At 37.7% G+C, this 23,803-nt stretch carries 22 protein-coding genes; 16 read left to right on the top strand and 6 right to left on the bottom strand.

Annotated features, from left to right (window positions below):
* Positions 1–284 precede the first annotated feature (284 nt).
* The 4 genes from spoVAD to V179_RS0103210 all read left to right on the top strand — a co-directional run bounded on the left by spoVAD (position 285) and on the right by V179_RS0103210 (position 3,196).
* Positions 285–1,292 carry a stage V sporulation protein AD gene (spoVAD, locus tag V179_RS0103195; RefSeq protein ID WP_028390246.1) on the top strand — a complete coding sequence of 336 codons (1,008 nt, stop codon included), beginning with the start codon at positions 285–287 and terminating at the stop codon, positions 1,290–1,292.
* Between the two features lie 45 nt (positions 1,293–1,337).
* Positions 1,338–1,544 (top strand): DUF1657 domain-containing protein, encoded by a 207-nt coding sequence (locus V179_RS0103200; protein ID WP_028390247.1) that lies wholly within the window; start codon positions 1,338–1,340, stop codon positions 1,542–1,544.
* A 23-nt stretch (positions 1,545–1,567) separates the two neighbouring features.
* On the top strand, positions 1,568–2,428 hold the full coding sequence (locus V179_RS0103205) for a DUF421 domain-containing protein (protein WP_028390248.1): 861 nt from the start codon (positions 1,568–1,570) through the stop codon (positions 2,426–2,428).
* 177 nt (positions 2,429–2,605) lie between these two features.
* Positions 2,606–3,196, top strand: coding sequence for a YitT family protein (locus V179_RS0103210; RefSeq protein ID WP_028390249.1), 591 nt, complete (start codon positions 2,606–2,608; stop codon positions 3,194–3,196).
* A 107-nt stretch (positions 3,197–3,303) separates the two neighbouring features.
* On the opposite strand, the gene V179_RS0103215 is transcribed toward V179_RS0103210, so the two are convergent.
* Positions 3,304–3,933: a spore coat protein gene (locus V179_RS0103215; RefSeq protein ID WP_028390250.1), complete on the bottom strand. Its 630-nt coding sequence runs from the start codon at positions 3,931–3,933 to the stop codon at positions 3,304–3,306.
* Between the two features lie 618 nt (positions 3,934–4,551).
* Here V179_RS0103215 and V179_RS0103220 point away from each other — a divergent pair.
* Positions 4,552–5,094, top strand: a complete 543-nt coding sequence (locus V179_RS0103220) for an NADPH-dependent FMN reductase (protein WP_028390251.1) — start codon at positions 4,552–4,554, stop codon at positions 5,092–5,094.
* An 88-nt stretch (positions 5,095–5,182) separates the two neighbouring features.
* Here the strand turns inward: V179_RS0103220 and V179_RS0103225 are convergent, their stop codons facing one another.
* Entirely contained in the window at positions 5,183–6,064 is an 882-nt protein-coding gene (locus V179_RS0103225) for an EamA family transporter (protein ID WP_028390252.1), read from the bottom strand.
* A 587-nt stretch (positions 6,065–6,651) separates the two neighbouring features.
* Here V179_RS0103225 and V179_RS0103230 point away from each other — a divergent pair.
* Positions 6,652–7,395: a TerC family protein gene (locus tag V179_RS0103230; RefSeq protein WP_376766761.1), complete on the top strand. Its 744-nt coding sequence runs from the start codon at positions 6,652–6,654 to the stop codon at positions 7,393–7,395.
* Positions 7,396–7,521: 126 nt separating this feature from the next.
* Here the strand turns inward: V179_RS0103230 and V179_RS0103235 are convergent, their stop codons facing one another.
* Positions 7,522–8,712, bottom strand: a complete 1,191-nt coding sequence (locus V179_RS0103235; protein ID WP_034300269.1) for a chromate transporter — start codon at positions 8,710–8,712, stop codon at positions 7,522–7,524.
* Between the two features lie 733 nt (positions 8,713–9,445).
* Between V179_RS0103235 and V179_RS29570 the strand changes: the two genes are divergently transcribed.
* Together V179_RS29570 and V179_RS0103245 are read left to right on the top strand one after the other, a co-directional pair.
* Complete coding sequence (locus tag V179_RS29570) at positions 9,446–9,619, top strand: YkvA family protein (protein WP_084552188.1); 174 nt, start codon at positions 9,446–9,448, stop codon at positions 9,617–9,619.
* A gap of 34 nt (positions 9,620–9,653) precedes the next feature.
* Positions 9,654–10,424 carry a TerC family protein gene (locus tag V179_RS0103245; RefSeq protein WP_028390256.1) on the top strand — a complete coding sequence of 257 codons (771 nt, stop codon included), beginning with the start codon at positions 9,654–9,656 and terminating at the stop codon, positions 10,422–10,424.
* 450 nt (positions 10,425–10,874) lie between these two features.
* Here the strand turns inward: V179_RS0103245 and V179_RS0103250 are convergent, their stop codons facing one another.
* Entirely contained in the window at positions 10,875–11,405 is a 531-nt protein-coding gene (locus V179_RS0103250; protein WP_028390257.1) for an SMI1/KNR4 family protein, read from the bottom strand.
* 448 nt (positions 11,406–11,853) lie between these two features.
* Between V179_RS0103250 and V179_RS0103255 the strand changes: the two genes are divergently transcribed.
* The 3 genes from V179_RS0103255 to V179_RS0103265 all read left to right on the top strand — a co-directional run bounded on the left by V179_RS0103255 (position 11,854) and on the right by V179_RS0103265 (position 15,729).
* The gene (locus V179_RS0103255) at positions 11,854–12,990 is read left to right on the top strand and encodes a M20 peptidase aminoacylase family protein (protein ID WP_028390258.1); all 1,137 of its coding nucleotides are present in this window, start codon (positions 11,854–11,856) and stop codon (positions 12,988–12,990) included.
* A 437-nt stretch (positions 12,991–13,427) separates the two neighbouring features.
* Positions 13,428–15,008, top strand: a complete 1,581-nt coding sequence (locus V179_RS0103260) for a sensor histidine kinase (protein WP_028390259.1) — start codon at positions 13,428–13,430, stop codon at positions 15,006–15,008.
* Between the two features lie 19 nt (positions 15,009–15,027).
* On the top strand, positions 15,028–15,729 hold the full coding sequence (locus V179_RS0103265; RefSeq protein ID WP_028390260.1) for a response regulator: 702 nt from the start codon (positions 15,028–15,030) through the stop codon (positions 15,727–15,729).
* Between the two features lie 116 nt (positions 15,730–15,845).
* On the opposite strand, the gene V179_RS0103270 is transcribed toward V179_RS0103265, so the two are convergent.
* Both V179_RS0103270 and V179_RS0103275 read right to left on the bottom strand, forming a co-directional pair.
* Positions 15,846–16,628 carry a class I SAM-dependent methyltransferase gene (locus V179_RS0103270; protein ID WP_028390261.1) on the bottom strand — a complete coding sequence of 261 codons (783 nt, stop codon included), beginning with the start codon at positions 16,626–16,628 and terminating at the stop codon, positions 15,846–15,848.
* A gap of 212 nt (positions 16,629–16,840) precedes the next feature.
* Positions 16,841–17,884: a Bug family tripartite tricarboxylate transporter substrate binding protein gene (locus V179_RS0103275; protein WP_028390262.1), complete on the bottom strand. Its 1,044-nt coding sequence runs from the start codon at positions 17,882–17,884 to the stop codon at positions 16,841–16,843.
* A gap of 279 nt (positions 17,885–18,163) precedes the next feature.
* Here V179_RS0103275 and V179_RS0103280 point away from each other — a divergent pair, with 279 nt between their 5' ends.
* The 5 genes from V179_RS0103280 (at position 18,164) to V179_RS0103300 (ending at position 23,669) form a co-directional block, all read left to right on the top strand.
* Complete coding sequence (locus V179_RS0103280; RefSeq protein WP_028390263.1) at positions 18,164–18,610, top strand: tripartite tricarboxylate transporter TctB family protein; 447 nt, start codon at positions 18,164–18,166, stop codon at positions 18,608–18,610.
* A gap of 20 nt (positions 18,611–18,630) precedes the next feature.
* Positions 18,631–20,157: a tripartite tricarboxylate transporter permease gene (locus tag V179_RS0103285; RefSeq protein WP_028390264.1), complete on the top strand. Its 1,527-nt coding sequence runs from the start codon at positions 18,631–18,633 to the stop codon at positions 20,155–20,157.
* Between the two features lie 82 nt (positions 20,158–20,239).
* Positions 20,240–21,163 carry an AEC family transporter gene (locus V179_RS0103290; RefSeq protein ID WP_028390265.1) on the top strand — a complete coding sequence of 308 codons (924 nt, stop codon included), beginning with the start codon at positions 20,240–20,242 and terminating at the stop codon, positions 21,161–21,163.
* Positions 21,164–21,396: 233 nt separating this feature from the next.
* Positions 21,397–22,998 (top strand): ATP-binding protein, encoded by a 1,602-nt coding sequence (locus V179_RS0103295; protein WP_028390266.1) that lies wholly within the window; start codon positions 21,397–21,399, stop codon positions 22,996–22,998.
* Positions 22,986–23,669 (top strand): response regulator, encoded by a 684-nt coding sequence (locus V179_RS0103300; protein ID WP_028390267.1) that lies wholly within the window; start codon positions 22,986–22,988, stop codon positions 23,667–23,669. Before V179_RS0103295 ends, V179_RS0103300 begins: the two co-directional genes overlap by 13 nt.
* The last annotated feature ends 134 nt before the right edge of the window (positions 23,670–23,803 follow it).

Here is a 23,803-nt window from a genome sequence, read left to right on the forward strand (position 1 = left end):
ATGTTATTGGTTATGTTAAAGCTCGTTGTTAATTGAAGCGGGAGGCGTAAGAATCCTGCGGGAAAAACGAGTCAAAGGGAGACCACAGGCGCACAGCGCCGTGAAGGCTCCCGGACCGCCCGCGGAAAGCGAACGCCTCTCGTTGCAATCAACAGGCAAATTTAATAGAGCCGTTTTATTACAAGCAACAAAAGCGTGGAAAGAGGTGTTGCAGGCATGTTATATCAAAAAAAGAAACACAAAAACTATCGGAAGCAGACATTCATACAGAGAATTGATTTTCTATGCTGAGAGGAAGGCGGACTTGGGTATTCGATCAAAAACCAGTCATTATTTCCACAGGAACTGTTGGCGGTCCATTTGAAGCAGACGGAAAACTTGCGAACGACTTTGATCTTCTTCATGCAGATTTATGGTTACAACAAGATTCCTATGAGAAAGCGCAGAAAGTACTTTTGGAAGAAGCTTGTCAAAAAGCTATAGAAAAAGCAGAGTTACAAAAGGAACAAATTCAGTTTCTTCTCGCTGGAGATTTAATCAACCAAATTACCCCAACCAGCTTTGCGAGCAAATCGATTGGGACGCCGTATCTTGGATTATTTGGAGCGTGTTCAACTTCAATGGAAGGGTTGGCATTAGGTGCTTTTCTGGTTAATTCTAAAGGAGCCAAATATTTATTAACTGGAGCTTCCAGTCATAATGCGGCTGTTGAGAAACAATTTCGTTATCCAACTGAATATGGCGGACAAAAACCCCCTACAGCACAATGGACAGTGACTGGAGCTGGGACAGCACTGTTAAGTGATTCAGGAGTTGGTCCAAGAGTCACATCAGCTACGATTGGTCGTGTAATGGATCTGGGGATTGCAGATCCGTTCAATATGGGAGGAGCTATGGCGCCAGCAGCCGTTGATACGATTGAAGCCCATTTAAGGGAACGAAACATTGATCCAGCTTATTATGACTTGATCGTGACCGGAGATCTTGGTCGAATTGGACATGAAGTTTCACTGGATTTATTAGATCAGCACGGTATACGTATCCGTAATGATCAGTATCAGGATTGTGGGTTAATGATTTATCGGCAAGGACAACCAGTCTTAGCAGGGGCTAGTGGTGCAGGCTGTTCAGCTACCGTTGTCTATGGTCATCTTTTAAATCGGATGAAAAAAGGAGAAATTAAACGATTGCTGGTGGTCGCAACTGGTGCATTATTATCCCCTCTCACTTATCAACAAAAAGAAACGATCCCTTGTATTGCTCATGCCGTGTCGATTGAGTATGAAGAATAACAATCAAATACGTAACTAACGCCAATAAAATAGGAGGATACGCATGTGACTATCGGTTCAGAAGTGAAGCAATGTCTCGCTAGTCTTAAAGGGATTGAATCTAATTTATCCAGCTTAGAGATTCGAACTCCGGATGAAGAATCGAAACGCATCTTTCACGAGACAATGGTCATTGTGAATGGAGTGGTGGCAGATTTACAACAACGAGTTATAGAGTTGGAAGTGGAAGAAACGCAATATAAAGGTTTTTAAGCATCAAATTAGGAGGTGTAGTAGTGCCTGATTGGTTAGATGTCATTGTGCGTTCATTACTATTTCTAGCAATTTTGTTTTTAGTAACTAAATGGCTAGGTAAAAAGCAAATATCCCAATTATCTTTCTTTGAATATGTTATTGGAATCACAATAGGCAGTATAGGAGCGGAAGTTGTTACAGGACTTGAACAAAGCATTTATTTAGGAGTATTATCCATCCTTACTTTTGCAGTTATCCCTTTTATAGCTAATTTAATTTCATTAAAAAGCAAAAGCTTTCGCGACTTTATTGAAGGAAAAGGGACCGTTTTAATTAAAGATGGAAAGGTCATGGAAGAAAATTTAAAAAAAGAAAGATATACGATTGATGAGTTGTTAGAACTTCTCCGAAAGGATAATGTTTTTCAGGTGGCAGATGTAGAGTTTGCTGTATTAGAAGCCACTGGTGATTTAAGTGTATTGTTGAAGAAAGAAAATCACCCATTGACTGCGAAAGATTTACATATGGCTGTTGCCCCGATTAAGGAACCCCAGGCTGTTATTATGGATGGAAAAATACTGAATGAGCCATTGTCTACTGCGGGTAAAAGTAGATTATGGTTACAAACGGAACTGGAAAAAATCGGGGTGCTCCTTGATAACGTATTTCTTGGACAAGTCGATATGTATGGCCAATTAACCGTTGATCTTTATGATGATAAACTTCAAGTGCCAGCCCCTCAAGAAAAACCGATATTATATGCAACCATGAAAAAATGCCAAGCGGACATTGAATTATTCGCTCTTGGAACGGAAAATAAAGAAGCGAAGAAGATGTATAGTTTAAATAGTGAAAAACTACAAGAAGCGATTGATAAAGTAGCTTATTTATTAAGAGAATAGGAAAAATCAATCAATCAGAGTTTGTCTTTAAAGGGTTAGATCCCTCTACATGTAGTATTACGTGTTATAAACACGTGCTTAATACTGTATCGTAGTTGCGGGTTTGACTTATTAATGAGACACACTCTTTTTTTATTCTGAAATTTCGAGCTTGGACATATCTTTAAATGTTAAATAATCCAAAAAAAGGTGATTTGTATTGTTCAGAAAATAGTAGCTACTCTTATTGGTAGTTTATTGATAGCGATTGGAATTAACGGCTTTTTGGTACCTTATCATTTGTTGGATGGAGGAATTACGGGGATTGCCCTCATTCTTCATTATTACTTTGAATATCCGACCGGACTTTGCATGTTGCTGTTAAGTATTCCACTTTGCATATATGCTTGGTGTTGTGAAAGAAACTATTTTTATAATAGTTTTCTTGGATTAATTGTCGCATCGATATTCATTGATTGGTTAGCCCCTTTACGGAACCAATTTTCACTGTCTATTGCTACAAGTGTGATTTTTGGGGGAATATCCATCGGAATTGGAATTGGGCTTATGCTCAGATACCAAACAAGCACGGGAGGAACCGACTTGTTAGCTCAATTTATTGCGAAAGCTTTTTCTTTAAATATTGGGGTTGTTATTTTCATCATAGATGGCCTAATCGTCGCTGTTGCTTTTAACGCATTGGGTCTGGAAGTATTTCTATTTTCTAGCTTAACAATTATGATTATTGGTTTCATGACTTCATTAATGGCTAAACCGATTGGCAACTAACGCTAAATAGAAGTACTTCATAAAGTTTTAAGGAAGGTAGGTGTAATATAAAAAATCCCAATAGGGAATACCCTACTGGGATAAAGGGAAAACAATCTAATTAATGGTCAATGAGCCATCCCATTATTCGGGGGGATTTGACTAGGTGCATAGGCATTTATCATTTGTTGCATATCTTGTTGTGCCAATTGTGGGACTTGATAGTAATGATGCTTATTTTGATAAATGGATATTTCATAAGCCATTTCAATGCAGTTTGGAATTGAATCTGCTAGTACCCGACGAACTACTGGATTTGTAACTTCACAAGCAGCCATTGCTTTCATGGCTGCAGAAGACTTTGCAGAACCAAGCATTAACCCGGAGATACACTCATCGGTAATTTCTGTAACAGACTGCAACGGTTTCTTCGGTTGGGTTGGTGTTAACCCATAGACGAAGTCATTGCCTTGCTTCATTTTATAACTTTGAGTCCGCTTCGATGGATCCCGGCCAGTTGTGAAACAATCAACCGTAATATTGTATTCATCTTGGATAAATTGATATTGGCGATTCAATATATCCATAAGTTCCGGATCTTTTACATGTTGCCGTAAAAGCATATATTGATTAAGTGTACCTATTGTTCCTGATAACACTTCATGAACATCAAACATTTCATGACCGCCATGATTTAGTTGCTGAGGCACTGCGCCTGTATGCATATTTTGATGGATAGGTCCTTGTTGGTTTTGCATCATTTCCCATTCCTCCTTTTTGTTTGAAAAAGACGTTCGGCTATAGTATGTGTCATGAAATAAGAGTTATTCAAAACTGTCAAATATAAAGGCTGTTTTCATATACTTTGTTGCTTTAAATTATATTTACACTACTATCCTGAGTTGATTTCCATTACAGGTACTCGCTTCCCGCGGGCGGTCTCCCTCAACGAGCTTCTCTAAGCAAGAGTCTCGCACCTTCCACTACAATTAACAACTGCTAAAATTGGTTACTTGCTAAAAACATCAAACTTTACGAAAAGAGTCAATATAAAAGATGTGTAAATGTGGCTAGAGCAATTTTTTTGACTGCTTTCATACATAAAGTTTAATGTCGGATAAGATGACGTTTTCGTTTCTTTTCAACACTTCCACCTGTTTAAAAACTTAGTCTTTTACATGATTTAATTTAGAAGATGTGAGACAAGCTAATAATGAGATATTGCTTTAACCGTTACGTTCGCATTGCTAACATTTAGGCTATGTTAAGGCTCATTATTGATTTTGGGCACAATGTTGATTGGAACGAACGCCTTACGTTCCAATCAACTGGCAAGTTTAACAGAGCCAACACTTAAAATAGGGAGGTAGTTTATTGTGAAAATAGTAGCTGTTGTAGGAAGTAACCGCAAAGAATCTTATAACAAAAAAATCACTGCTTTTATGCAAAAAAGATATACGGATAAGGTTGAAATTGAAATATTGCCATTAGAAAATCTTCCTATGTACAATGAAGACGAAGAATTAAACCCGCCGTCCGTAGTAATAGACATTAAGAAAAAGATCGCCAATAGTGACGGAATTTTAATAACAACACCAGAATACAATCATTCCATATCGGGGTTCTTGAAAAATGCAATTGACTGGTTTTCAAGAGGAGACAAAGTAATGGTGAATAAGCCCGTCATGATCGTTGGCTGTTCTCCTGGGGCACTAGGAACAGTCCGTGCTCAAATGCAACTCCGTCAAATCTTAAACTCTCCTGGAGTCGCTGCATTAACTTTGCCTGGAAACGAAGTATTTATCGGAGCCGTACATGAAAAAATCGATGAATCTGGAGAGTTAGTCCATGAACCGACAATTCAATTTTTAGATACAGTCATGAATAATTTTATGGACTGGATTTTAAAAATGAAATGAAATTTGGAAAAAGGGTCAGACCTCACATCCTTACAACGCTAAGTAGTAGATGTGGTTCTGACCCCTTTGTTATGAGATAGACTCAATATTATGAATAAGAGGAGACCTTTCGCCCCTGAAAATTAGGATAAGCAATCCCGAATAGAATTACGGCAACACCGCTCCACTGAGAGAAGGTTACGACTTCGTGCAGCACAAGTGTGGACATGAGAACGGCTGTCGGCAGTTCTGATGCACTTAAGATTGTGCCCAGGCCGCTACCTACTTTTGGCATGGCGATATTAAATAAAAGTGGAGGGACAAGTGAACCGAAAAAGCCAATAAGCAGACCGTATTTAAGCAATCCATCTGCAAATGCTCCGTTTAGGAGAAATACTGGTGGAAGTACAATAAACACGAGTAGAGCAGCTCCGGTTGTCATGATTGCACTTTTGTAGATTGGGTGAATCGGAAGACTTGCACGACCGCTTACATAAATAAAGGTGGCAAAGGACAATGCCGAAAGTAGTCCCCAACCGATTCCAACAACTGAAAAGGAGAGTTCACTACTCAAAAAGCCTGAAGCCAAAACGGAGCCACAAAGGATGATCGCTGTTGCAATTATACTCTTTCGGTTTGGAATTTTCTTATCAAAAACATATTGTAAAATTATGCTAATCCAGGTGAATTGCAATAGCAGGATAATAGCAAATGAAGCATCTACATACCCCAGTGATTTATTATACAAAACCCCGGTAACCCCCATTGGCATCCCGCTTATCAATAAGATCAGCCACTGTTTAACATTCAATTTAATTTTGGGAACAAAGATCGTAATGATCCATAACATAATGGCTCCAAGCAAATACTGGCTGCCTGACAATTCACCTATTCCAAAACCTTCCTGATAACCTAATTTAACAAATGACGATATAACCCCGTATGAACAGCCGCCAAGAAAGACTAGAAACGCATATTTCCATATACCCATTGTAAAAAAACCTCCTGTAAAACAATAAAGCCACCCATCCCTAATTTAGGGATGGGTGGCGAAAAGTAAAGTTGTTAACTTTAAGAAAAATCCACCTGCCGCCAACTTGCATTGCAGCTTTTAGTATATGACTATTACTTCCTATTATAAGTTGTAATAATAGGAAGTAAAGAGGGAATTTTTATCCTGCATTAACGGGCAGTAACCCCCCCACCGCAATCTTAATAGGTACATGAAGACTTCCTGAGTAAAGTTTCACTTTATCCGAATGTGAATGATAAAAGGAATCTGAATGTTTTTAATGTTAGAAATAATGAATTTTGTCATTGGGAAAATGCTAAATGTGACACCACAAATTAGAGGAAGCAGAGTTATTTTTTTGTAAAAAAGTAATTAATAATTGTCCTACTCCATTACTCATGTTATTATTTAGACTATAAGAAATCACGTTGGCGTGATTTTAGAGGATGTAATGTGGATTGTAAAGTCTTCTTGATAATAAGAAGGATCCTGCATTTCCATATTAAAGCTGATTTTAGAGTCCAATATTTTAGGGAGGTTATCTTTTTTTGGAAATTTTAAATCAAATGTTTAGTACTTACGCTTTATTTTTCGACTGGAAAATGTGGGGAGAAGTATTAACGGATCCTGTTGCTTGGGGATTAATCGGGACATTAATTATTATGGAAGGGTTACTATCAGCTGATAACGCATTAGTGCTGGCAGTCATGGTAAAACATCTTCCTGAAGAAAAACGAAAGAAAGCATTAATGTATGGCTTATTAGGTGCTTATGTTTTTAGATTCATTTTCATTGGTATTGGCGTATACTTAGTTAACTTCTGGTGGATTAAAGTATTAGGTGCACTTTATCTTGGATGGATCTCTTTCAGCCATTTTCGGAAAAAATCTGGCGAGGAAGATGAAGTCAAAGAATTCAATAAAAATTCTTGGTTAGTCCGTACGTTTGGAACATTTTGGGCGACAGTTATTATGGTAGAAGGAATGGATATTGCTTTCTCAGCTGATTCAATTCTTGCAGCATTTGCAATTTCGGATCAAGTTTGGGTACTATTATTGGGTGGTATGATTGGAATTTTATTAATGCGTACAGTAGCTCGATTATTTCTAACTTTAATTGATAAAATTCCTGAACTAGAAAATACGGCTTTCATTTTAATTGGAATCATTGCATTAAAAATGTTATTAAGTGTATTTAACATCCATGTTCCACATACAGTATTTTTTGGTATTATCATCCTTGCGTTCCTAATTACGATTGTTATTCATAAAAGAAATGAGCGTAAGTCGGCAACTTCTACTGAGGGCTAATATAATAGTCTTTGGTACTAATTAAACATATTGAACGACAAAGAAGCAGAACGCCATTGTGTCAGGGCGTTCTGCTTCTTTTGTGTTTCAATTTTTTTCTGAAGGTTTTGCATAATATAGATACTTTTATAAAAGTGAAATGAGGTATCCGCCAACTGCTCCGATCACAACAATGATCCAAGGAGGTAGCTTCCAAAAAGCAAGCATGCTAAATAATAGGGCTGCTAAAGCAAAATCCATGGGAGTGTAAATAGAACTTGTCCAGATTGGCTGATAAAATGCTGTAAGTAAAAGGCCGACAACTGCAGCATTTACCCCAAGCAAAGCACCTTTAATATTTGGATTACGACGTAAGTTATCCCAGAAAGGCAACGTTCCCAAAATCAGAAGAAAAGCGGGCATGAATATTGCAATAGTAGCCAGTATTCCGCCTTGCCAGCCATTAATAACCGCACCAAGATACGGAGCAAATGTAAATAACGGACCCGGCATTGCTTGTGCAGCGCCGTAGCCAGCGAGAAATGCTTCTTTATCCATCCAGCCTCCAGTGACAAATTCACGTTCCAGTAATGGCAATACAACATGACCGCCGCCAAATACTAAAGAACCTGACCGATAAAAACTGTCAAACATTGCAATCCAATTTAATGAAGTTGCTTCCCTTAAGACGGGGAGGAGAATAAGCAGGCCGAAAAAGAAAGTTAAACAGACGAAACCCCACCTACGAGAAATAGGAAAATATGTAGTGGGTTCATCACTCTCTTTATGTTGTTTGTAAATGAAATAGCCAAATAGACCAGACAGGAGGATGACGATAATCTGGCTGAACACAGACTGCCAGATGATTGTTCCGACTAACGCAAATAAAGCGATGGCTTTTCGTTTGACGTCTGGTGTTAAATTTTCTGCCATCCCTAAAATAGCATGTGCGACTACTGCTACAGCGACAATTTTTAATCCATGAATCCATCCAGAATTTCCGAGGTGAAAACCATCAAGTAAGATAGCGAAGAGAATCATGACGATAACGGAGGGCAAAGTAAAACCTAAAAATGCTAGGATTCCACCTAATACACCTGCTCGCATGACCCCAATCCCAATGCCAACCTGACTGCTTGCAGGTCCAGGTAAGAACTGACATAAAGCAACTAAGTCCGCATAGCTTTTTTCATCGATCCACTTTCTTTGTTCTACATATTCATTTCGAAAATACCCTAAATGGGCGGTAGGTCCGCCAAACGAGGTGAGCCCAAGTCTTGTAGAAATGAAGAGGACTTCTGTAAGTGTTTTAAAATAATTCAATTTTTTACTATTCATTATCCAGCCCCTAATCATTCTATATTTTACGCAACAGAATATCATTTTAGCTTATCATCCCTTGAGATCATGTTAAATTCAACGGTAGTATTGTAATAAGTTTCTAAAGATTATTTTATCGCGGCTTAACAGGCTGTAATAACTCCCGCCCTCAATTTTTGTGGGAGAATCAACATAATAGTAGGTGGGGGATAAACAAACTGTAAATCGCCAATTGGTGAGATACAGTGAAACTTACCGATGTGTGAGCAGAGGTTTAGTAAACCAATCGGTTCGTAGTGTCGCTTAATAGAAGCGTTAGCTTGCGATTTAGCGACATTAGAACGGGACTAACCATCAGTGAAAAAAACCACTGACAGAAGTTTCGCTTTAATTGACAAAACTGCAATATGTATAGTATAATAATTTTAAATAATTGAATATTCTCCTAAAGGGGAGTAGCTTTTACAACTAAGTCGTCATTTCAGAGGATCATCTCTCGGCTTTGTTGGCAACATAATGTTGTTAGCAAGACCTTTACCGAAGAAGGGTAAAGGTATATCCATAGAATTTTAAACCTTTGCCGTATTTTGGTAAAGGTTTTTTGTTTGATTATTTTTCAACTTTCAGTAGAAGTGAGGTGAGTTCTATCGGTAATTTTGCTAAACGATTCCTGTTTATATTTAAGTTCTGGAGGGTTCTTCCGTTTCTAAAGGATTTCTTCATTTCACGCGAAGTTCAGTTTAATAAAAAAATGTTGGGTATAGTATTCATGATTGGTTATGCAGTATTTCCATTTGATTTGATTCCAGATTTCTTCTCGCTCATTGGAATAGTGGATGATGTGATGATTTTGGGAATTGTTGTGAATTGGCTGATTCAGCTTTCACCGGAAACCCTTAAGGAAAGACACAAGTTAAAGGGGTAACCTATTATAAAGGAAAGAAGGGGAGTTAGGAAATATGGAGTTTTCAATTTTACTTGAGTATGGTTGGGTGCTACTTGTGTTGGTTACACTTGAAGGGCTTTTAGCTGCGGATAATGCGCTTGTGTTAGCGATTATGGTGAGGCATTTACCTGAAGAAGAAAGAAAAAAAGCGTTATTCTATGGTCTTGCAGGAGCGTTTGTTTTCCGTTTTGGTTCGCTATTTGTGATTTCATATCTTGTCGATGTATGGCAGGTTCAAGCGATAGGAGCTATTTATTTAATATTTATCGCTTTGAACCATATATTTAGAAAGCTTCTTGTAAAGAAGAGTGGAGAAAACGTTTCTGAGGAAAAGGAAACGAAGAAATCTGGTTTTTGGGCGACAGTATTCAAAGTTGAACTAGCTGATATTGCATTTGCGGTAGACTCGATCCTTGCCGCCGTAGCCTTGGCAATGGCGCTTCCTAATACGAATTTACCGAATATTGGCGGCTTAGACGGTGGGAAGTTTATCGTAATCTTCGCAGGTGGATTAATCGGATTAATTATTATGCGTTTTGCGGCCAATGTGTTTGTGAAGCTGCTGCAAACCCGACCTGGCTTGGAAATTGCTGCATTTATGATCGTCGGATGGGTCGGAGTGAAACTAGCTATTTACACGTTATCACATCCAGCGCTAGCCATATTGCCTGAATCGTTTGCCCATTCAGCGGCTTGGAAGATAATCTTTTATGTCGTACTGATTTTGATCGCACTAGGTGGCTGGTTTTTTTCAAAAGAGAAGCTGGATCCAGTAAAAGGATAAAAAGGGTAACTGGCTGCGCTATTAAAGGCGGCTGTTTTTTTGCCGATACAGGAATCTTCTTATAACTATTTACATGTATTGGCCAATTACTAGGTCAAATTACTGCTTTTTTTTACAGACTATCCTGAATGAGAAAGCTCACTACTTCAGAGGTAGGATGATAGTGGGGTAGAACTGGGTGTTTCTTATGAAACAATAATGGTTCGACTATTTTTATTTTTTGTCTATTTTTAGCAAATACAATGTCTTCATATAACATAGCCTACTTTTTCGTACAAACCATCACTATTAAAAATCAGTATTCTGATATAATTTCATAATAAACATAGGCTCTGTTAAATTAAATGTTAATTTTTATATAAAAATTAGGGAACCCTTCATTTGTTGAGGTTCCCCGTCTTCTTCAACTAGCGCCCGATATCTAAAAAACAGATTATCCTAATATACAAATTAGCTTTTTCTTTTCCAACTTGTTTTAAGTTGTGAAGGTTTTAATGTAGATTGATGATACAACAATGGCAAAAACTCTTTAAAAGTTGGTGCAACGATTGCTTTGGAATAAGGAACATTATCTTCAGGATAATTTTCATAAAAATAAACAACGGCTGGATTTTCTGTGCAATTCGTGTAATCCAATGCAAAACAAGAATGAGGATATGTTTCCCAAGCTAATATGACAATCTTTTCAGGTAGGGAAAATTCTTTTATGTCTTCACTAAATGAAAATATTCCTTCGTTGTCATCTTCATTTGCATTTTCTAAATCAATACCTAGTAAATAGGGGATTTCACATTTTCCATAACGATTTATGTATACTTTTTTAAAGTGTAATGTTCCACCGTTACTTTTTTTAAGCAATTCAATATATTCTTTTGGAAACTTTATACCTAACTTGCATTCTGCATTTTTTACTATTTCATCACTTACAGGTGGGTCCTTTTCATCCCAGAAACCCTCACCATAATAATAATTTTTGCTCACCTTCATTATCCTCCCATTAATTATGTAAGTGCTCTAAATAGCATAATTAATACATTTGCTTCTTCAACTATACTGTCTGAAAGTGTCTAAAAGTTAAATAAGCACTATATAGAGAATTTTGATAAGCGTAAACCGTGATACGTTTCTGTCACTTCGTAAACAAACGCCTTCATCAATTTTATGTACAAACATTATAATCCCCTCAATTGATTTATTTTGAATTTTAACATAATTGCGATTAAACATATCGATTTATTATGAGGTATTGGATATATTGGAAAAAATGAAAAATTTATTTAGGCTGATGTAGTTCTTTTAATGAAGTTCAGTGCGGGGAACTAGGTCTGTAAGAAGAAAAATTCTCTTATGATATGCTTCAAAACGATCAGAATGGAAAGATGTTATGATATTAGTAAATAGATAAATTCGGAGAGGGAGGTATAACAACGTGAAAAAATACATCGAACAGCTTAAACCGACTCTTGATAGAATATTTCAGCACTTGCATCAGAATCCAGAGGTTAGTTGGAAGGAATATGAGACAACTGCGTATATTCAGCAAGTACTCGAAGCACATGGTTTTCCAGTCCATATGTTTGTTGATTGTACAGGGCTTTTTGCAGAGATGGGTAGCGGTGATTTTTGTGTGGGTTTGAGAACAGACATGGATGCGCTTTGGCAAGAAGTGAATGGAAAATTCCAAGCCAATCATAGCTGTGGTCATGATGCACATATGACGATGACGATAGGAGCCATGCTACTACTAAAAAAAATGAACGCTTTTAAAAGAGGAAGATTCAAGTTTATTTTTCAGCCTGCAGAAGAGAAAGGGACTGGCGCACTAAAGATGGTTGAAAAACACGTGGTGGACGATGTTGATTTTCTTTATGGTGTTCACTTAAGACCCATTCAAGAGTTAAGAAACGGTCAAGCGGTTGCCGCGATTTACCACGGAGCCGCGAAGTTTATTGAAGGAGAAATTATTGGAGAGGATGCTCACGGTGCACGTCCTCATCTTGGGCAGAATGCGATTGAAATCGGTTCCTCCCTTATTCAAGAAATCAAAGGTATTCACCTCGATCCAATGGTTCCTTATACAGCGAAAATGACTAAATTTATAGCGGGCGGTGATTCTGGGAATCTAATTCCAGGGAAAGCTTCGTTTTGCATAGATTTACGGGCGCAAACGAATGAAGTTTTAGATGAGCTAACTGAAAAAGTTGAGAAAATAGCAAGCGCATTGGCAAATTTATATGGGGTGAAAATCCATTTGGAAGCAAAGGGACATGTTGCAGCGGCAGTTGTGAATCATGAGGCAAGAGGCTATATGGAAAAAGCGATTGTTGAAAGCATTGGAGCGAACCATATAAAGGAGCCGATTGTTTCTTCAGGAGGCGAAGATTTTCATTTTTATTCACTAAAAAAGCCTCATATAAAAACGACAATGCTTGGCTTAGGTTGTGATTTACAACCAGGGCTACACCATCCACAAATGACTTTTAATCATGATTGCATCTATATAGGAGCAGAGATTTTAGCAAGAACAGTGTTACAAACCATTGATGCATATGAAGGGGCGAAGTAATATGCCTTCCATGATAACAACTAGAAAACTGCGATCATATGAAGAGTTCCTGCAAAAAACTAGAAAAAAACATCTGAAATATGGAACTACTTCCCTTCAAAAAACATTTACATCCGCAAGAAACTGCGGTTTTCTACACGGGCTTTATTGAAGAGCCCCAGAGGTGAAGAAATTTTACTTGGAGAATTGGGCCTAACTTGTAAATCAAAATATGAATGGAGAGAACAGGTTAATCCTCTTTTTAAGATTCAGGATTGTTCTGTTCTTTTTATGAAGCGTTTTTAAAAAGTGCAAGAAAACAGGTGTTTTATATTCCTATTTCATCCGATTTATAGGAAAACCTACCAAAATGATAAAACAAAGGTTGACAGTAGAAAGTAGAATAAGAGTTAATTAATAGAGGAGAGTAGAGAAAGTGGGGCAAGTTAGTGAGGAAAATGTTAAAACAACCAAGATTACTAACGCAGATGATCGGGTTTATTTCTATTGTGGTTTTTTTTATGGTGGTTTCTGTAAGCGTTATCTTTTCGTCTATGATAGATGATATTACCAAAGAGTCACTAGGGAATCAGGCGATGACGGTAGCAATGATGACAGCACAAAAGGAAAAAATTATCCAAGCCTTTGAGGAGCCCAATCCTGCGCTGACAATCCAGCCAATTGCCGAAGAGATTCGCAAATCAACAGGTGCAGGCTATGTGGTAATTGGTAATCTGGAAAGTATTCGTTATTCGCATCAGATTGAGAAGAATATTGGGAAAATGATGGGGACGAGCAATAGAGAAGTGTTTGAAGACGGTGCTTCCATTTTATATGAGGGAACTGGAATATCAGGTCCAGCCATCAAAGCAAAAACGCCGATTTACAATAAGTCCGGAAAGGTGATTGGTGTGTCATCTGTAGGTTTTTTAACAATTGAAGCGGAAAAGAGGGTGAATGAATATCGCTTGAGTTTGTTCAAATTTTCAGTGTTCGTTATTTTAATTGGGATAACAGGAGCAATTATTATTGCTAGAAGGGTGAAAAAATTAATTTTTAACCTGGAGCCTGAGGAAATTTCATTTTTATTTAAAGAAAAGGAAGCAACGATCGAATCTATAAGGGACGCGACAGTAGCGGTCAATCAACTGTATGAAGTCACATCTATTAATAAACGAGCAAGAGAAGTACTAAAAGATGATCAAATAGAAAAGGGAAGAAAAATCATCAACCGGCGGCTTATCATGATGATTGAATCTGTTATCTATACAAAACGAAGTCTGATTAATCAAAAATTTCTGATTGGTCATCACCTCTACTTGGTAGATGCGGCACCAATTATGCAGAAACAGCAAACAAGTGGGGCTGTTTTGACAATTCGTCCTACTTCGGAAATAGAACAAATAACAGAAGAAATTTCAAAAATAAAAAGTATTTCTGATAATATCCGCGCCCAAAATCATGAGTATTTAAATAAATTAAACACTATATATGGACTCATTACTCTTGAGCAGTATGAAGAAGTAAGGGAGCTCATCACCGAAGAAGTGAAAGAACGTCAGGATATCGTTGTATTCTTAACATCTTCTGTGAAGGACCCGTTTATTGCAGCCTGCCTGATCGGGAAAATTAACCGATCAAAAGAATTAAAGGTCCAGCTTGAAATTGATAAGGACAGTAATTTGGAGCGTGTCCCATCTTCATTGAATACAAAGTTATTCGTTACAGTCCTTGGAAATATTATTGATAACGCAATGGAAGCAGCAAGCCAATTCAAGGGGGAAGAAGCGTATGTAAAAGTATCTTTCACTGATTTTGGAAGCGATATCATTTTTGATGTCGAAGATAATGGTAAAGGTGTTCCAAAAGAGTGGCAAGAAGTCATTTTCACAGAAGGTTTTACTACGAAGGATGGGGAGAATCACGGACTTGGACTGGCTATCGTAAAGAACACAATCGATTTTTTACAAGGTGAGATTTATTTATCAATTAGTGATTTTGGTGGTGCACGATTTACGATTGCCATACCAAAGAAGTAGTGTGAAAGGGGGGATCACAATGGCAAATCAATCCATTCAAGTGATGATCATTGAAGATGATGAAACAGCAACAAAAATTTATGAAAAATTTACTCAAAAGGTAGAGGGGTTTCAAGTAGTAGCATCTACCAGTACAGGAAAGCAGGCACTAGAGATGTTTAATGTATTCGTCCCTGATCTGATCTTACTCGATGTGTTTCTACCAGATATGAAAGGTACAGATTTGTTGTGGAAAATTAGAACGAAGTTAAAAAGTGTCGATATAATCATGATAACTGCTGCCAATGATGTTGATACAGTAAGGGAAGCTATTAGAGGTGGTGCATTTAGTTATTTAATGAAACCAATTATGATAGATAAGTTCCTTGAAACACTCGAGCAGTATAAGGAGACAAGAGCAAAATTATTTAATTTAACAACTGTGGAACAAAAAGATGTGAACAGCCTTTTCAGAATGAAAACAGTTGAAGAACCAGTTCCCGCAGAGAAAGGCAGCTTGCCAAAAGGGATAGATAAGCATACGTTAATGAAAGTTAGAGGGCAAATGAAGGAAACGAATGGTAGCAAGAATGCGGAAGAACTAGCAGGCACGATTGGAGCAAGTCATTCAACTGTTAGGCGATACTTGGAATACTTAGTATCTAACAATGAAATAGAAGTAGAAATCAGGTACGGAACAATCGGTCGACCTGAGCGCAGATATCGGAATAGAAGGAACTAGAGGTAACAAAGGTGGTAAATAAAAGGCGATAACGAAGTAAAAGGTTATTAAACAAACCGGCTGACAGCGACTGAAGACATCTGCTGACAATCGGTTTGTTTAGAATCGCTAGATGCTTATTTTTTTTCCGAAATGGCCATCCATTCATCAATTGTTAGTGAATGAATCATATCACCAGATGATTGAATCGAGAAATAATTTCTGATGTCTTCACTGGCGAATAGTAGAAGTGTATCGACTTTGCTGATCTGTTCTTGAGATGTTGTTGTGCGCTTAACCCATTCTGGATAAGTAAATATTTTTTTGCGGTTCTCAGCTTTTATTACCGTTAACCCGGCTTCCTTAAACCATATTTTCCATTCGTTTATAGAGTAGCTTCGCACATGACTTTCATCACGCAGCTTTTCCAGACGATTTACAAATAGATCCAATTGTTTTTCTTCAGGAGCAATATTGTCAATGAGTAAAAATTTACCGCCTGGTTTTAATACGCGTGCTACTTCTTTGACAAATTTCTCGGGATGAGGGAAATGGTGTGGTGCAATCCGACAAGTGACAGCATCAAATGTATTTTCTAAAAACGGCAGAGACTCTGCATCGGCTATTACATATAAAATGTTTGAGTGTAGTGGATCTAAATGTCGCTTCGCTGTTTCAAGCATTTGATACGTTAAATCTGTTGCAAAACAAAAGGAAACATGTGGAGCGATTGCTTTAACGACATGTCCACCCCCTGTAGCAATATCGAGTGCGATGTATTCTGGCTGGAGTTCCAGCCATTCAGGGATGAGACTAAGATCGGAACCTTTCGCATGCGTACTACTTGTTACATATTTTTCTGCATGCTTACTGAATTGTTCTTGTACTTTCTGTTTGATGGAATTAGCTTGTTCTTTCATTTAACACTTCCCCCTCTAAAAGTAGATATAAAATATCGATGAGCGTATGTTCCCAATTCAACGATGAAAAAGGCTCAGGATCTCAAACTTTACCATTTTATGAAAGTGGCGGTGCGGAGCTGATTTTGCGAAGCACCCCTCATTTACCAAAGAAAAGAGAAGATAATCTTCTCTTTTCATAACAGTAATAACCTAGTGATATCTATGACAGGTTATTTTTGCATATTCAATGATTCTAATATTTCTTGTACCAGCTTTTCTTGCTCTTCTAAAAATGTTTGGAAGTCTTCAGAGTTTTTATAGCCATCTTCCCAGCCATTTGTTTCAAGAACTTTATTCCACTCAGGTGTTTGAACCATCTCGGCTAATGTTTTATTCCAGTAATCTACTGCGTATTCCGGCATTTCCTTTGGTCCAAAAAGTCCGCGCCAGATGGTGAATTCTGCATCAATACCTTCTTCTTTGTAGGTTGGGATGTCTGCATATATGCCTTTTAATCTTTCAGGAGAAGATAGACCAAGTACACGTACCTTTCCAGCTTTTAGATATTCTCCAGTACCAGAAATATCGGTGGCAAGAACGTCAGCATTTCCTCCAATCAAGGCCGTCATGGCTTCGCCGCCGCCATCATAGGAAATGAATTTTATTTTTGTAGCATCCACACCAGCTTTTACTGCAGGTAGCATTGCGACTAGATGGTCCTGTGAACCGGGAGCTGAACCACCGGCCAATGTAAGTTTGCTAGGATCTTTCTTTAAATCTGCAAATAAAGATTTCAAATCTTGATATTTAGAATTAGCAGGTACCACAATGGCTCCATAATCTTTTGTTAATTGCGCCAAAGGTGTAATGTCTCGAAAAGAATGTTGACTGTTTCCTTCCTTTTTTAAGTTGTTAATAATTAATGGCACAGAAGGGAGGAGCAAACGATATGGATCTTTAGGATCCTGGCTGATAAAATCAGCAATACCTACTGCTTGCCCACCACCTGGCTTGTTCTCAACGGTCATCGACTTTTCCATTAACTTTGTGTCACTTAATACTTTTGATAAAGCACGTGCTGTTGTATCAAGCCCACCTCCAGCACCAGATGGCGCATTGATAACAAGCGGCTTTTCTGGATAAGCAGAAGATTTCTTACTTACATCACCTGAATTTGAAGCTGAATTTGTACCTCCGCAAGCCGTAAGACTAAGAGCTAAAGCACCAGTTGCAAAAACCATTCCCCACTTTTTGAAGCTGAATGTAGAATTCATTACTTTTCCCCCTTTATTAATGATAACGCTTTCATTAATGGATCGTACCATGTCTATATAGATGTGAACAGTTTATAAATATTAAATAAATAAAGATAATTAATCTATCTTTTTTTCATAATTTTTACAAACACATGTGAGAAATATGAAAATAATGTAAAAAAATAAAAAGTATTTTGGTTATGAATTTAAATCTTCTAAAAAAAATAGAACTCTGTTAATTTTTAAGAAAGCGGTTTCAGTAATGCGGTTTGCGAAAAAAATATGGAGGTAGATGAATTGAATAAAACGTTTGATCGTTATGCAGGTATCGTATTTCTATTAATTGGCGTTTTTTTCATAATGGAGAGCAGAAGGATTTCTGCCAGTAGCTATGGCAGTAATGTTGGGCCCGATATTTTTCCTATCGGTCTTGGCATTGTTTTGATCCTTTTAAGTATTCGACTGTTGTATGAAACATTGAAATACAATAAGCCAGGAAAAAAGGAGAGCAAACCAGATTACAAGGGCTTCTTGGTGATCTTTATTGCAACGGTGCTATATGTGCTCCTTCTTGAGACGTTAGGCTATGTAATTACTACATTTGCATTCTTATTAACAAGTTTTCAAGTGATGGAACGTGGTGGCTGGTTGAAATCGATAATTATTGCTGCTGCTTTGTCTTTCGGTGTTTATTATGTGTTTGTCGAAGTGTTGCAAGGATCTTTGCCTGGATTCCCCATGTAATTGACTTAGGAGGTGGATAAATGGAAACTTTACAATTTCTTTCAGATGGATTTGGTGTTGCGATGCAATGGCGAAATTTGCTTTTTGCTTTTTTCGGGGTCTTAATCGGGACGGCAGTAGGTGTACTTCCGGGCATTGGGCCGATGAGTGGGGTGGCGCTATTAATCCCGATAACAGCTACTTTAACATCAGGCCTTGATGCGCAAAATGCAGCAGCGAGCTCGATTATCTTGCTTGCAGGTGTTTATTACGGAGCGATGTATGGCGGATCGACTACATCAATCTTATTAAATACACCAGGGGAATCCTCCTCGGTTGTGACAGCGCTTGATGGTTATCAAATGGCCAAGCAAGGCAGGGCAGGAGCTGCCTTATCGATTGCTGCTATCGGGTCATTTGTTGCAGGGATTGTTTCATTATTAGGGCTGGTTTTATTGGCAAAACCGTTGTCAGCACTGGCTCTATCGTTTGGCCCGCCCGAGTATTTCTCTCTAATGTTACTTGGTCTTTGTGCAGTGAGTGGACTGGCAGGGAAATCAATTACGAAGGCTCTTATCATGACAGTCTTAGGGTTACTGCTCGCAACGATTGGGATAGATAATGTGTCAGGAGTATCCCGTTTTACGTATGGAAATATTTACTTATATTCAGGGCTTGAATTTTTAACTGTTGCTGTAGGATTGTTTGCTTTAGGTGAAGTGTTTAGGAGTATATTGGAAAAAGATGATGGTGATGGAAAAATAGCTAAAGTAGGTAGGATTTTACCTACAAAACAAGATATGAAAGATAGTACGAAACCAATTATTCGTGGATCGCTTCTCGGTTTTTTTATAGGGGTTCTTCCAGGTGCTGGAGCAACACTAGCTTCTTTCTTTTCTTATATTGCTGAAAAGAAGATAAGTAAAAATCCAGGAAAATTCGGAAAAGGTGCAATTGAGGGAGTAGCTGCCCCAGAATCCGCCAATAATGCTGCATCAGGGGGAGCAATGATTCCTTTATTGACAATGGGGATTCCAGGCTCCGGCACAACAGCTATTTTGATGGGTGCTTTAATTATGTACAATGTACAGCCGGGTCCGCTTTTGTTTGATGACCATCCTGAAGTGGCATGGGGGCTCATTGCTAGTATGTTTATCGGCAACGTCATGCTTTTAATCTTAAATATGCCACTCGTTAAAGTCTTTGCAAAGGTTATTGAAACACCTGCTAAATATTTGCTGCCGATTATTATTGCCATTTCTATTTTCGGTGTATATGCTGTTCAAATGAATACGTTTGATTTACTGCTATTAGTTGGCTGTGGAGTGTTTGGCTATCTCTTTGCAAAACAAGATTATCCGGTCGCCCCATTGGTACTTGCCCTTGTCCTAGGACCGATGATTGAGAATAATATGCGCAGGGCGCTAACTTCTTCAAACGGAGATTTTTCGATTTTTGTTACAAGACCAATTTCGCTGTTCTTTTTAGTAATTGGAGTATTGTGGATTCTTATTCCATTGATCCTTAAGTGGATGGGACGAAATGTGGTCATTAATGATGAAGAATAAGAAGGGGTTAGAGCCCCTTTGGGGATAAAGCTGAATTTAGCTTACAAAGTGTTTTCGCTTTTCTTTGAAAGAAGGTTTTCAATTGGCCATTTTCTATCAGATAGTGCTTAATATTATTATTCCGTTATTTTTATTGATTGGAGTAGGTGCACTACTGCAACGATTCGTTCAACTTGATTTATCTACTCTTTCGAAAATTACAATGAACTTCTTATTACCAGCAGTTTGCTTTACCAATATTTATCAAAGTGAAATGTCAGGCAAATTAGTAGGTCATACGATAGTATTTTTGGTGCTGTTCAATTTCTTGCTTATCTTAATTAGTATCTTGATTGCCAAAGTATGCAAATTTGAGCGAAAGCTGTCAGCGACCTTTAAAAACAGCATGGTATTGAGCAATTCAGGAAATTATGGACTTCCAGTGAGTGAACTTGTATTTGCTACGAATCCAGTCGGCATGTCTATTCAGATTATTGTTTCTATTTTTCAAAGTTTACTTACTTATACATATGGGTTCTATAATTCTGTTTCCGCAGAAAGCAGTGGTTTAACAGTTTTTCGAAAGATTATACAGCTTCCGGTCATTCATGCGCTCATTCTTGCTTTTTTACTTCGCTTGTTTCATGTGGATATCCCGTCTTTCCTATGGAAACCGATTGAGAATACATCTGCTGCTTTTTTGGCGGTTGCACTAGTGACACTTGGTGCCCAAGTTGCTTATATAAAAGTTGCCCACATTTCTATGCCGCTTGTTTTGATCGTGATAGGCAGGTTATTGATTTCTCCCATTGTCGCTCTGCTGATCATCTTCTTACTTGGTATATCGGATACGTCCGCACAGGCATTATTCATAGCAAGCTCATTTCCTACATCAAGAAATAGCGCGATGTTGGCGCTAGAATACGATAATTACCCTGAATATGCTTCTCAGGCCGTTCTTGTGACAACCATTTTTAGTAGCATTACTGTTGCGATTGTTGTTTACTTATCTAAAATCCTATTTTAAGAAAGTATAATATGTGTATACAAAGTCAGGTAGCTTCTATTACGTCGGAAGTTGCCTGATCTTTTTTTGTTTAAATTATGATGTGGCTTTTTGGATATATTCGTATTCATATCAAAAAAACTATAAACGAATAACATTATTCATAATGTTATTTAGTAATTTGAGATGATAAAATTTTCATATTCCGATAAACTTAAAGAAAAAGTGAACGAAAATTGAGGATGCTGTTGAATATGAGAAGGGTATCACTACAAACAAAGATTCATGGGTTAGTACTTACATTAAGCTTATTTCTGATTATCTTATTAACGTCTTACTTTACCTATATGGAAGGTAAGCAAATGGCAGAGGATAGAGGTCTTATTGCTTTAGAGATATCTAAAGTCATTTCATTTATGCCATCTATTATCGAGGCATTTGAATTAGAAAATCCATCTGAGGAAATCCAACCTATCATCGAAAAAATCAAGAATGAAACGGGTGCTGAATTTATTGTAGTAGGGAATAAGGATGGTATTCGTTATTCCCACCCATTGCCATCAGAAATTGGAAAGCGGATGATAGGTGGAGATAACGAGCGGGCGATTCAAAATGGTGAATATTATATTTCGGAAGCACGTGGTTCCCTTGGTCTTTCGATGAGAGGGAAATCGCCGATATTCGATAAGCAAGGAAACATAATTGGTGTTGTTTCGGTAGGATATTTAGTAGAGGATGTTAAAGAACAAATCGTAAGAAATGTGTCCAAAGAGTTGTTTGTTTCTTTCCTAGCTCTTGTTATATCAATAATAGGCAGCTATTTGCTTGCACGAAGTATACGTAAAGATACGATGGGATTAGAGCCATATGAAATCGTTAATTTATATAAAGAAAAAAATGCCGTGCTTCATTCTGTGAAAGAAGGAATTCTCTCCGTTGATAAAAACGGCATGATTAATTCCATGAATAAACCAGCAAAAAAACTGTTGAACGTTAAAGGAACTGTTCGCCGGTTGAAGGTAGATGGATTATTTCCTTCAAGTCAATTATATGATGTTCTTAAATCAGGCGAGCCGCAAATCGATCGTGAAATGACTTGGAAACATCAAACGATTATTGTGAGCATCACCCCGATTTTTGATGATGATGGAGTAAGTGGTGTAGTTGCTTCATTTCGTGATAAAACGGAAATCGAGCAAATGGTGAACACAATATCAGAAGTAAAAATGTATTCAGAAGATCTAAGAGCACAAACACATGAATATACGAACAAATTATATGTACTATCCGGATTAATCCAACTGGGCGAATATGACGAAGCGATAAACATGATTCAAAGTGAAAGTTCCGAGCTTCAATTTCTCAATCAGATTGTATTCGAACAAATAATGGATACAAAGGTCCAGGCAATCTTGTTAGGGAAATTAGGTAAAGCATCTGAAAAAAAAGTTAGATTTGAAATAGATTCGCTAAGCTACATCGACAAACTTCCGGATCATATCAAATTGTTCCAGATAACACTCGTACTTGGCAATTTAATAGATAATGCCTTTGAGGCGGTTTATGACATAGAGGAACCGATTGTAAAGTTATTCGCGACTGATATAGGAGAAGATATCATCTTTGAAGTAAGCGACAATGGTAAAGGAATCACGGAAGAAGAAATGGTCGTGCTTTTTGAACGCGGTTTCACTTCGAAGACGAGTGAAAAACCAAGAGGATACGGACTATACAACGCTGATAGTGCAGTAAAGGAACTTGGAGGCATAATCGAAGTACATAGCGAGGCAGAAAACACGGTATTCACCGTTTATCTGCCTAAAGAAAAAAGAGGAGGAGAAGTATGGGGAAAATAAGAGCGGTTATTGTAGAAGATGATTTTCGCGTAGCAGATATTCATGAGAAGTTTCTGAATAAATTTGCAGAAATCGATGTAATAGGAAAAGCACTAAATGCCAAACAGATGATACGAATTTTGGAGCAAAAAAAACCTGACTTGCTCCTCCTAGATGTGTATTTGCCAGACAAACTTGGTTCCGATTTGCTACCAATCATTCGTCAAAAATTCCCGCAAGTGGATATTATCATGATTACGGCAGCAATCGATAAAGAAATACTTGAACATGCGCTTCGCTATGGTGTGGAGTACTATTTGATCAAACCAGTAAAAATGGAGCGTTTTTATCAAACGATTGAAGAATATCTTAATAAGTCCCAGCTTTTGCAAACTAAGCGTGATTTAGACCAAGATTTTGTAGATCTTATTTTTCAAAAAAAATCCCCAACCAAGGAAAGGAAAGGGGTTATATTACCTAAAGGAGTCGATGAAATCACATTATCGAAAGTGAGAACTGTTCTTGAAATGAGTGACACGGGTATGTCGGCGGAACAAGTGAGTGTTCAAATTGGTGCTTCGAGGACAACCGCAAGGCGATATTTGGAATATTTGATATCTGTCAGGGAATGTAAAGCTGAAGTGGTATACGGAGTTGTAGGGCGACCAGAACGAAGATATTGTAAAATTTAGAGGAAATCCCATCTTGTTTCTAAGAAGGGCTGAATAATATTGATAGAGTTCGGTCTTTCTCTGGCGGAAGAAATACTCCCCCACTGATTGAAGTTTCACTTTATCAGGTATACTGATTTTATCGAGAAAACATC

It is taken from the genome of Bacillus cihuensis, from assembly GCF_000504145.1.
Taxonomy (GTDB): domain Bacteria; phylum Bacillota; class Bacilli; order Bacillales; family DSM-1321; genus Peribacillus; species Peribacillus huizhouensis.

Coding starts and splice junctions, on each gene's coding strand:
- spoVAD (WP_028390246.1), top strand. CDS start 285: ATGCTGAGAGGAAGGCGGACTTGGGTATTCGATCAAAAACCAGTCATT.
- V179_RS0103215 (WP_028390250.1), bottom strand. CDS start 3,933: ATGCAAAACCAACAAGGACCTATCCATCAAAATATGCATACAGGCGCA.
- V179_RS0103225 (WP_028390252.1), bottom strand. CDS start 6,064: ATGGGTATATGGAAATATGCGTTTCTAGTCTTTCTTGGCGGCTGTTCA.
- V179_RS0103230 (WP_376766761.1), top strand. CDS start 6,652: ATGTTTAGTACTTACGCTTTATTTTTCGACTGGAAAATGTGGGGAGAA.
- V179_RS0103235 (WP_034300269.1), bottom strand. CDS start 8,712: ATGAATAGTAAAAAATTGAATTATTTTAAAACACTTACAGAAGTCCTC.
- V179_RS29570 (WP_084552188.1), top strand. CDS start 9,446: ATGTTGGGTATAGTATTCATGATTGGTTATGCAGTATTTCCATTTGAT.
- V179_RS0103245 (WP_028390256.1), top strand. CDS start 9,654: ATGGAGTTTTCAATTTTACTTGAGTATGGTTGGGTGCTACTTGTGTTG.
- V179_RS0103260 (WP_028390259.1), top strand. CDS start 13,428: ATGTTAAAACAACCAAGATTACTAACGCAGATGATCGGGTTTATTTCT.
- V179_RS0103265 (WP_028390260.1), top strand. CDS start 15,028: ATGGCAAATCAATCCATTCAAGTGATGATCATTGAAGATGATGAAACA.
- V179_RS0103270 (WP_028390261.1), bottom strand. CDS start 16,628: ATGAAAGAACAAGCTAATTCCATCAAACAGAAAGTACAAGAACAATTC.
- V179_RS0103275 (WP_028390262.1), bottom strand. CDS start 17,884: ATGAATTCTACATTCAGCTTCAAAAAGTGGGGAATGGTTTTTGCAACT.
- V179_RS0103285 (WP_028390264.1), top strand. CDS start 18,631: ATGGAAACTTTACAATTTCTTTCAGATGGATTTGGTGTTGCGATGCAA.
- V179_RS0103295 (WP_028390266.1), top strand. CDS start 21,397: ATGAGAAGGGTATCACTACAAACAAAGATTCATGGGTTAGTACTTACA.
- V179_RS0103300 (WP_028390267.1), top strand. CDS start 22,986: ATGGGGAAAATAAGAGCGGTTATTGTAGAAGATGATTTTCGCGTAGCA.